Source organism: Flavobacterium gawalongense, from assembly GCF_007097265.1.
Taxonomy (GTDB): domain Bacteria; phylum Bacteroidota; class Bacteroidia; order Flavobacteriales; family Flavobacteriaceae; genus Flavobacterium; species Flavobacterium gawalongense.
The window spans coordinates 36973-43598 of record NZ_VJZP01000021.1; the positions used below are offsets into that span (position 1 = coordinate 36973).

Below are 6626 nucleotides of genomic sequence, written 5' to 3' on the forward strand. Positions count from 1 at the left end.
TTCCAATTTTGGGACTCTTTTTTATACAATAATTCCAATCATTTTAGAATGGGCAATGGCTTCGCTGCTATTTTTGAAATAACAAATGGAAACTTTCAAAGTTTCTAAATTTTTTAAAACACTTATTACTTTTTCCTTTTTAGATTGTCCCGTTTGTCTAATATAAACTGCTTTTACGGTAACTGGGAAAATTTTACAAATGGCTTCGTATAAAAAAGGGTCATGTTGCGAATCATCACCAAGAAGGACATATTCTAAATTGGGGTAAAATTCTAAAATGTGTTTTATTTTGTCAAACTTATGGTTGTGATTGCCTCTGCCCGTCAGAAAAAAATCAGTAAGACTCGTTTTAATATCTTTCAATAATAAAACCGCTTTTGGTAGTTGATGAATTTCGGTGAAATTTGTAATAAAACGATATAAATTCCATTCGCTGCTTGAAACATAGAAAAAAGCATTGAATTCCTCTTTATTGTCTCTTCCTGCTGTGCTCAATGCCTGATAATGTGAGACAACATCTTCATAAATTTTCCTTTTATTTATATTTTTGAATAACAAAACATATAATTTTTTCAAAGGATTAAGCGTATGAGAAACTAAAAAAGTATCATCAATGTCGGATATGATTCCTAAATTACCTTTGTGAGGACGGATGTAACTGTCTCTACTTGTTAGGGTTTTGTTTTCGTGAACAATACTCACTTCATAGTCAATCCAACCATAATTAATGTCTTGGTCTAATGGAACACAAAACTTAAAATAACCGTCATTAAGTGTTTTGGTATGAATTTTGGTTTTGTTGTGTTCCAAATAGACATCGGCGTTTGCTTGTGTTTTTATTTGAAACATTTTAATTACTGAAGTAGCATTTTTGAGATTCTTTTTTTGAAAATTATACTCCTCAATCGATGTTGGTTTGAAAACATGTCCCATGACAATTAATTCCTGCTCATTAGCATAGCCTCGGTATAATTTTAAAATTGGTTTCATTTATTGCAGTACTTTTGATTGGAGTTGAAATTAATTATTTTTAATCAATAAAAGAAGATAAAGTTTGAAAAATAATATTCTAATGGTTGTAAATCCTGTTTCTGGAGATATTGATAAATCAGAGTTGGTTGAAGCAACAACAATTTTTGCTGAAAAGGAAAATTTGAATCTGGTGATTTATAATACTTCCGGGGTATCAGATATTGTAAATATAAAAGTACTTTATAAAACATATAAACCAAAAAGGATTATTGTAGCGGGTGGTGACGGAACAATAAAAATGGTTGCAGAGGCAATGGAAAAAAATGATGTTATTATTGGGATTTTACCGGCTGGATCCGCCAATGGTTTAGCTGTAGATTTGAATTTGCCATCAACAATCGAAGAAAACTTAGAAATCGCTTTTCATAATGATTATATGGAAATAGATATGATTTCCATCAATGGAAAAAAAAGTATTCATCTAAGTGATTTGGGCCTTAATGCGGAAATGATTAAGAACTATGAAAAAAGCACCATTCGGGGTAAATGGGGTTACGTTTTACAAACGGTATCCACTTTGATTGATTTAGAGGACCCTTTTACGGCCACGATTACCGGTGATTTTTCAACGATAGAATGTTTGGCAAGAATGATTGTCATAGCTAATTCCAAAAAATATGGCACCGGAGTTTCTATAAATCCTAATGGGGTTATGAATGATGGAAAGTTTGAATTAGTTATTTTGAAAAATTTGGATTTAGTTGTACTTGGGAAAATTATTACTGGAAATATGCCAATAGATTCCGAAGATATAGAGATAATTTCAACCGATAATGCAACAATAACGACAAATGTACCAGTTAGTTTTCAAATTGATGGAGAATATTTCGGAAAAGAAACAAAACTGAATATCGAAATTTTACCCAAACAGATGAAAGTTGCAATACCCAATCCAAACAATGAGATTATTTAAATGGATTTCGTTCTTGCCAAATCGTTTCGGGCTCTAAATATTTGAATATTTTTGGCATATACGAATTGACAATTGGATTGCTATGCGCTATGAATCCATACATTTTCACAGGTTTTGCTCCTACAGAACTTTTGATCTCCAAAGCGGTTCTGGCAAAAACAATTTCCTTAAAACCTTTATTAATGGAATAGGCAATCATGTCGTATAACATATTCAAATACAACATTTTTTCACGCTGAATGCTTTCGTTATACCCCAGAAAATAGGTGTCCATTACGGCACCATTTTTTATCAAAGTGTTGAAACCAATTAGTTTTTCATTTATGAAATAACCGTAAAAAAGGAATTTGTCCTTAAAGATTTCTTTAAAAGTTCTAAAATGATTTTTAGGTAGAAAAAAAGTATTGAAAGGAGCATTTTTAGCGACATGAATATACAAATTATAAATAGTATCTTCTAAAGCGATGATGTCTTCGAGGTGTAATTTTCTTTTTTCAATCACATTCGCTTTTTTTCGGGCTCTTTTGTACTGATCTCGGTATTTTTTTGAAAGAGAGTCGATGTAATCTTGCTCTGATTTCCAATTTCCATTAATTGCAAAAACCATATTGGGTTGTGTGGAAAACTGATAATCATTTTCGAATTCTGGAATGGCGAAATGATTAATTTCCTCTTTGTCGAAATCTTTATATGTGGTAATATGAATCTTTTTACCTTTAGATTTAAACATTTTTTTCAATTCAGTTGTAGCAGAATTTAATGCTTGTAAAGCTCTCTTTTTATCAATAGTATCGGATAACGCATATGAGTTTTGGCCAGTCAGCATGTTGTTACCAATGACTAGTACGTGAGACCCAAAGTTTCTGAAAACAAAATTCCGTACAGCAGTTTTGATGCATTTGTCGCGTTCCCCAAAAGATTCCAATTTGTTCAAATCTAAAAATTGGGAAAGTGCAATGCCAACTAAAATATCATTTTCGAAAATTCCAATGAAATGACAGACCATATTTCCCGGAGATGTTTTTTCTAAAACTTCCAGATATTTTTTGGATAAAAAAATGGTAGAAACAGCTAAATCATTCCATTGTACTGGAAGTTGAGCTGTAGAATTATAAATTTTGAAAGAATAAGGTGTACTCAAATTGAATTTTAATGTTTTACCAAAATTAGTTAATAAAGTTAAAGTATTTCTCTATGTTTCTAAATTAACTAACTTTATATAAATAAAAAAGGAAATTATGAAAACCTATTCAGAGGAATCAATTCAATCCCAATTAAAAGAGCTAAAGGAATGGCAATTTAGTAATAATGGAATCGAGAAAAAGTTTAAGTTTATAGACTTCACCCAAGCATTAGGTTTTATTGTTCAGGTAGGGGTAATGGCGGAGAAAAGAAATCATCATCCGGAATTATTCAATGTGTACAATAAAGTAACGATTCGGTTAACTACTCATGATGCAAATGGTGTTACCGATAAGGATATTGATTTGGCAAAAGCCATAGAACAAATACAATAAAAATAAATTTCGTCTTGTAATAATGACAAGGCGAAATTTATTTCAGATTATTTTGATAATTATTTCCAAGCACAAATAATTCCCCCCATAATCATAAAGCATACTATCCAGAAACCGCCAGTTACAAGGGTGTATTTGAAGCTTCTTTTTTCGTATAGGGCATTAGTTCCTATAATTGGCAATGCTAAAAATAGTCCAGTCATAAAACCATGTAATGCCCCGTGTTTGAAGGTTCTAAATGATAATCCATAATCTGCCATAAAAGTGATGTATGAAGGTTTTGCAATACTTGGGTCGCCTCCAATCATCCCTAAGGCGCCAGTTTGATGTATTGTGAGGAATTGAAGAACAAAGCTGATGAAAAAGGCGTAAAGAAATGAAATTCCAAATGTCAAAAGCATATTTCCTCCTTTCATTTTTTCTTCAGTCATTCCTGATTCTTTCATCCAAATAGTTCCAAAAACGTTGGGGTTGTACCAAATAAATCCTACTACAAGCGTAGACAATGCGGCAACTAAAAGTGCTAGAAAATTCATTTCCATAAAATTGATTTTTAAAGATTAGTGAATCAAATTTAATAAAATATTATTTAACAATAACAGTTATTATTTGTAAGATATAACTCTATAATAAATATAAAACATTGCATTTCATCGATTTTATTTGTTGATTAGCCATAATGTATGTAGATTTAGGTGTGTAAAAAGTAAAAAAAATCATGTTATGAAAAATATAACTACCCTATTTTTAACCCTTTTGTTTTCATTTTCAATGTTGGCTAATGTATCTCAATCTGAGAAAGATGCATTAGTGAAATTATATCAATCTACAAATGGAAGTCAGTGGATTGTAAAGTGGGATTTATCATCACCAGTTTCTACTTGGCATGGAGTTAAGTTGCAAGACGAAAAAGTAGTCTCAGTAAATTTAGCTAACAACAATTTAGTTGGCGAAATTCCAAAGGCGATTGCCAATTTGGTTAATCTGCAAGAGTTGGATTTACACAAAAATAAAATATCTGGAGTGATTCCTTCTTCTATCGGAAATTTAAAAGATTTGAAAGTGTTAAACCTTTCATTCAATAAATTGTCAGGAACAATTCCTTCCTCTGTTTGTGAATTGAGTAATTTAAAAGATTTAGAACTTTACATGAATACTCTTTCAGGAGAGTTGCCTTTGCAAATAGGAGCTTTAAAACAATTAGAAGTTCTGTCATTATTTAACAATGAAATTACAGGACAAATTCCGAGTTCGCTTTATGATATTAAAACAATAAAAACGTTACTTCTAAATAGTAATAAACTGACAGGAGAATTAAGCCGTCAAGTGGTAAATATGACTTCTCTTGAAAATCTTAGTTTGTTTGATAATAAAATGAATGGTCAAGTGCCATTGGAGTTGGAAAAATTGAATAACTTGAAAGAAATGAATATTTCTTATAACATGTTTAATGGATTAGTGTCTAAGGATTTAGCTGCTTTGGATACATTAAATATGACGATGGTGAATGATAAAGGAATTGCCGTTTTATTGGATGTAACTACCGATAAAAATTCAGCAATCGTTTCGGAAGATTAATCCATGAAATAAAAAAAAATGAGTTAATGCTTTAAAAAAAATGAGTTTAGTTTTTTTAAAAATAAGTTAGTTTTATTAAATTTAGTTGGGAAAACCTGTGCGGCTTGCTTCACAGGTTTTTTTGTACGCTATAATATTGTGTTATTGAGCTGATTTAAAACCTGATTTAGGGATTTTTTGTATATAGTAGCTTATAATTTAAAAGAATATCTTGAATGAGTTATTTTTTAAGTTCAAAGGCTTTAAGCAGGTGAGGATTTTTATAACTAGGGTTTTCGTTTTTACCCAAGTCAATTATACAAAAAGAAGTTTTGGTTTAGCTTTAAAATCCCACCTGCTTAAAATCGCTTTTAGGGACTGTCTTTATTTCTTTTTTAAACCAATACTTTTCGACAACAATAACTATTGCAATTCCAGCAATATAAGTTAATAAATCAATCCATGAAAATGAAGTTCCGATAACAGTTCTGGCAATTTTTGATTTTTCTAAACTTAGCTTTTCGACAATATTTAAAAATTGAAGAAATTCTATGGCGAAAGAGAAAGCCAATGCAAATAGTGCAACAATTAAAACTGGCAATTTGAGAAAAGATTTTAAAAAGCAATAGAGAAGAATAACAACCAAAACATCCCCAAGATATGGCCTGACAAAATCATCATTGACAAAAAAGGCAATTAATACCTCAATGGAAAAAATTAAAATTGCGAAGCCAAAGTAGTTTTTATTAAATGTTAGCATAATTTTAATTTAGTTTGTGCCTAACGTCCAGCTTTTAGTTTGCATTTATTCAACAGGTTTGCTCGTGTACTTCTTATAGGATGCTCTTTTTTTAAGATCTTTAGACACTACTTCTTTTATTTATTTTATGGTAAATTTAATACTGTCTCGTAATTTTCCAATTTGACCAGGGTTAAAATCACAAGGAACCTTATATTTTTCCTCGGGATAATATCCGCCACCTATTTGGTATGCAGGTCTTACAATTGTTTTTGGTACATTCATCGGAGCATCCTGTTGATAGCGCAATTAGTATAGCAGCTAATAATAATTGTTTGAACATATATGTTTATTAAGTATTTATGATAAAGTAATTATTGTTTGTTTGAGTTTTGATTTTATTAAAGGTTGTCTGTTGCTTTAAGTTATTGTATTTGTGTTTTTTTAAATTGTGATGCAACTGGTATGTGTAGGTCTGACAGAATCATCCCAAACCACATATATTTGAAGGGATTGGTCTGGTAAAATTCAGTTTTGTACTAAACAAATATAGGTATAATCGTACTAACAACAATTAATTGTGGCAAAGTAGCGCTTTATAGAGATTTACATGTAGCCCATGTTTCTAAAGCCTTAGATTTATTTCATAAAAAAAGCTCCAGATTTCTCTGGAGCTTTTTTAGTAGCGGGAACAGGACTCGAACCTGTGACCTTCGGGTTATGAGCCCGACGAGCTGCCTACTGCTCTATCCCGCGATGTGCGTTTGTAATTTCAATAAAATTGGTAGTAGCGGGAACAGGACTCGAACCTGTGACCTTCGGGTTATGAGCCCGACGAGCTGCCTACTGCTCTATCCCGCGATGTTTC

At 31.3% G+C, this 6626-nt stretch carries 8 protein-coding genes and 2 tRNA genes; 3 read left to right on the plus strand and 7 right to left on the minus strand.

The window, feature by feature from the left end; translation table 11 throughout:
• Window positions 1–21: 21 nt before the first annotated feature.
• Complete coding sequence (locus tag FNW38_RS11615; protein WP_143386122.1) at window positions 22–990, minus strand: App1 family protein; 969 nt, start codon at window positions 988–990, stop codon at window positions 22–24.
• An 82-nt stretch (window positions 991–1072) separates the two neighbouring features.
• Here FNW38_RS11615 and FNW38_RS11620 point away from each other — a divergent pair, with 82 nt between their 5' ends.
• On the plus strand, window positions 1073–1945 hold the full coding sequence (locus FNW38_RS11620; protein WP_235891109.1) for a diacylglycerol/lipid kinase family protein: 873 nt from the start codon (window positions 1073–1075) through the stop codon (window positions 1943–1945).
• Here the strand turns inward: FNW38_RS11620 and FNW38_RS11625 are convergent.
• Complete coding sequence (locus FNW38_RS11625) at window positions 1938–3086, minus strand: peptidogalycan biosysnthesis protein (RefSeq protein ID WP_144064873.1); 1149 nt, start codon at window positions 3084–3086, stop codon at window positions 1938–1940. The genes FNW38_RS11620 and FNW38_RS11625 overlap by 8 nt on opposite strands.
• Window positions 3087–3183: 97 nt before the next feature.
• On the opposite strand from FNW38_RS11625, the gene FNW38_RS11630 reads away from it, so the two are divergent.
• Window positions 3184–3462: a 4a-hydroxytetrahydrobiopterin dehydratase gene (locus FNW38_RS11630; RefSeq protein WP_143386125.1), complete on the plus strand. Its 279-nt coding sequence runs from the start codon at window positions 3184–3186 to the stop codon at window positions 3460–3462.
• Between the two features lie 59 nt (window positions 3463–3521).
• On the opposite strand, the gene FNW38_RS11635 is transcribed toward FNW38_RS11630, so the two are convergent.
• Window positions 3522–4004: a DUF1761 domain-containing protein gene (locus FNW38_RS11635; RefSeq protein ID WP_143386126.1), complete on the minus strand. Its 483-nt coding sequence runs from the start codon at window positions 4002–4004 to the stop codon at window positions 3522–3524.
• A gap of 181 nt (window positions 4005–4185) precedes the next feature.
• Here FNW38_RS11635 and FNW38_RS11640 point away from each other — a divergent pair, with 181 nt between their 5' ends.
• Window positions 4186–5040: a leucine-rich repeat domain-containing protein gene (locus FNW38_RS11640; RefSeq protein ID WP_143386127.1), complete on the plus strand. Its 855-nt coding sequence runs from the start codon at window positions 4186–4188 to the stop codon at window positions 5038–5040.
• Window positions 5041–5362: 322 nt separating this feature from the next.
• Here FNW38_RS11640 and FNW38_RS11645 read toward each other — a convergent pair whose 3' ends face one another.
• The 4 genes from FNW38_RS11645 to FNW38_RS11655 all read right to left on the minus strand — a co-directional run bounded on the left by FNW38_RS11645 (window position 5363) and on the right by FNW38_RS11655 (window position 6619).
• On the minus strand, window positions 5363–5779 hold the full coding sequence (locus FNW38_RS11645; protein ID WP_143386128.1) for a ribosomal maturation YjgA family protein: 417 nt from the start codon (window positions 5777–5779) through the stop codon (window positions 5363–5365).
• Window positions 5780–5899: 120 nt separating this feature from the next.
• Window positions 5900–6043 carry a hypothetical protein gene (locus tag FNW38_RS17505; protein ID WP_185963134.1) on the minus strand — a complete coding sequence of 48 codons (144 nt, stop codon included), beginning with the start codon at window positions 6041–6043 and terminating at the stop codon, window positions 5900–5902.
• Window positions 6044–6441: 398 nt separating this feature from the next.
• Window positions 6442–6514: transfer RNA gene (locus FNW38_RS11650), tRNA-Met, on the minus strand.
• A gap of 32 nt (window positions 6515–6546) precedes the next feature.
• A tRNA-Met gene (locus FNW38_RS11655) sits at window positions 6547–6619 on the minus strand.
• Between the last annotated feature and the right edge of the window lie 7 nt (window positions 6620–6626).